General features: G+C 50.6%; 3 protein-coding genes. All 3 read left to right on the top strand.

From position 1 onward, the window contains the following. Positions 1 to 24: 24 nt before the first annotated feature. Positions 25 to 375: a DUF413 domain-containing protein gene (gene maoP, locus ACJO5Y_RS16665; protein ID WP_061333867.1), complete on the top strand. Its 351-nt coding sequence runs from the start codon at positions 25 to 27 to the stop codon at positions 373 to 375. A gap of 113 nt (positions 376 to 488) precedes the next feature. Beyond that, complete coding sequence (locus tag ACJO5Y_RS16670; RefSeq protein WP_406988795.1) at positions 489 to 935, top strand: hypothetical protein; 447 nt, start codon at positions 489 to 491, stop codon at positions 933 to 935. A 261-nt stretch (positions 936 to 1,196) separates the two neighbouring features. Beyond that, entirely contained in the window at positions 1,197 to 1,589 is a 393-nt protein-coding gene (locus tag ACJO5Y_RS16675) for a hypothetical protein (RefSeq protein ID WP_406988796.1), read from the top strand. Positions 1,590 to 2,188: the final 599 nt, after the last annotated feature.

Here is a 2,188-nt window from a genome sequence, read left to right on the forward strand (position 1 = left end):
GCGTTATGTTTCCTGGAGTGATCAGTGGCTTCAGCAGAGCACATGAAATATCGGAAAATGGAGTTTCAGCCCAACGTGCCCGATACACTCTTTTCCGAGGACGAGATCGAGCTGTTGGTCACATACGGCTCGTGGCTTGCAGCTCTCATGCGCGGGGCAATTAGTCCTGAAACACCAGCCCAAGAGCGCTTCGTCGAGGTTTGTAATGGAAACAAAAATCCGGAAAGTCAGTTCGAAAAAGTCTGGGCCAAGTACATTAAACGCAAAATCTGGGAGTCAGAAAATCCAGACTATGTGGGCAAGCAAGAGGCTGACTTGCTGGTGAATCTGGGCATAACTGGTCGTGGCTGGGGCGTTTACGGCCATTTCAAGTAAAACATAACAAGGCGCATCAATTCGCGGCCGGTGGCCGCCGGACGCCCTTTTCATTGCGGCTACGCCTCCATTACAAGGGCGCCGTTGTGCGCTGGCGTTAAGCATACGAACCGATGATCGAACTCGAACTTAAACCCGGAATCGGCGCAGGCAGCATCAAGCTTGGCTCAGGGCGCAGCGATGTCCGACAACAATTGGCAGAGCTTGGCTACCCACTCTGCTACGAGAACGGACTCATCGATTACTTCTGCGATAATTCGTTACAACTTGAGTACGAGAATAAAGTGCTTCGCTTTATCGGGATATCTGACCATCAGAATATCCATTGCACCTATTACGGCGTTGATGTTTTTGACACAGAGGCCAAGAAGCTCTTTCAGCTATTCGCCAGTAGAGAGATTGCTCTTCCCTTTGAGCGGCCCGGTGAAACCTGTTTTTTCCCGCATCAGGGTCTCAACTTGTGGGAGGCCGATGAACAATATGATCGAAAGGGTTCCTATAAACGACCGCTGTATGCTCAAGTAGGCGTTGAGGCACCGGAGGCACCAAGTGATGCCTAACCAGGCCAGGCACGGCGACGTCTACTACATTGCGGCTACGCCTCCATTTCGTAGCCGCGCATGCTGGCGGCGTTGAGGCTGTAGAAAAAGGTCGAAGGCCTATTTCGAGTCGAAATTGATCAATAAATGAGCTAAAAATAGAGCCTATTCTTAAAATCTGGAGCACTCATGATTGAAAACACTTCCAGATTTTACGTAGGAACGCGATCGAACAAAGGGGCGGGACTTTTTCTACAGCCTCGTTAGGCAAGAGAGGAGAGCATGCCGAAAACTCAGAAAACCATGCCCCAAGAATTTTTTGATTACGCTGACCGGCTCAATGCTCTTGATGATGAAGGCTTTGCTGAAGAGGTAATAGACGCTGAGACTGTGATTGAGGCTTTCTTGGATTCGATACGTCGGCATAGTACGGAGCTTCCATCTCGCAACGAGCTTGCAATGGCTTGCATGTGTCTCGCTTTCTCAACCCGGCAAGAAGATATTGTTAAGGGGGCATGGGATATTGTCTGGAAGCTCTCAAATGATGAAATTGGTGTTTCCTTTTACTCAATTGCGCCGACAATAGAGGAAATGCATAAAGCGGCTGTCTACTCATGGGAGCAGTCGGCCAAGCAGCAAGTGAAGCCTTGCGATAATGATGACGTGCCGTTTTGACCAGGCCAGTTTCGGATTGTTGCCTAACAAGGCCAGACACGGCGACGTCTACTACATTGCGGCTTCGCCTCCATTCCGTAGCCGCGCATGCTGGCTGGCGTTAGGAGAAAAATTGGGGCTTCTCGAGTTTAAGCAGGCCGTGTTAGGTCTGCCTGTAAATCACGTATGGCTTGGTCATGGCTCTGCCATATTTGTTGAGTTGGGTGAACTGTCACCGACTTATCTGCGTGATGGCTCCACTGGTAACCCGAGCGGTAATTTTACGCTCATGGTTGAGTGGAGCTGGCGAATCGAAAAGCCTCGATCCATCTTGGGCGGCAGCTATAGCTCGGCACGTCGGTGGCCCAGCATGTTAAAAAAGTTGCTGGGCTCGACGGTTACTGGTTTAGAGACAATTGGTGCGATCCCCGAGATACAGTTGAGCCTTTCTAACGGGACCCGAGTTGTCTCCTTCATGACAGAGAGTGGGCAGCCGCAGTGGGCTCTAATTTCTAGGCAACCTGGGTTTGGGACCTTGTGTGTCAAAAATGGCAGAGTTTGCGTTGATTCCGGAAACTCCTAACCAGGCCAGTCACGGCGACGTCTACTACATTGCGGCT

Origin of the sequence: Marinobacter alkalisoli, assembly GCF_045449855.1 — a bacterium.
Classification (GTDB): Bacteria; Pseudomonadota; Gammaproteobacteria; order Pseudomonadales; family Oleiphilaceae; genus Marinobacter.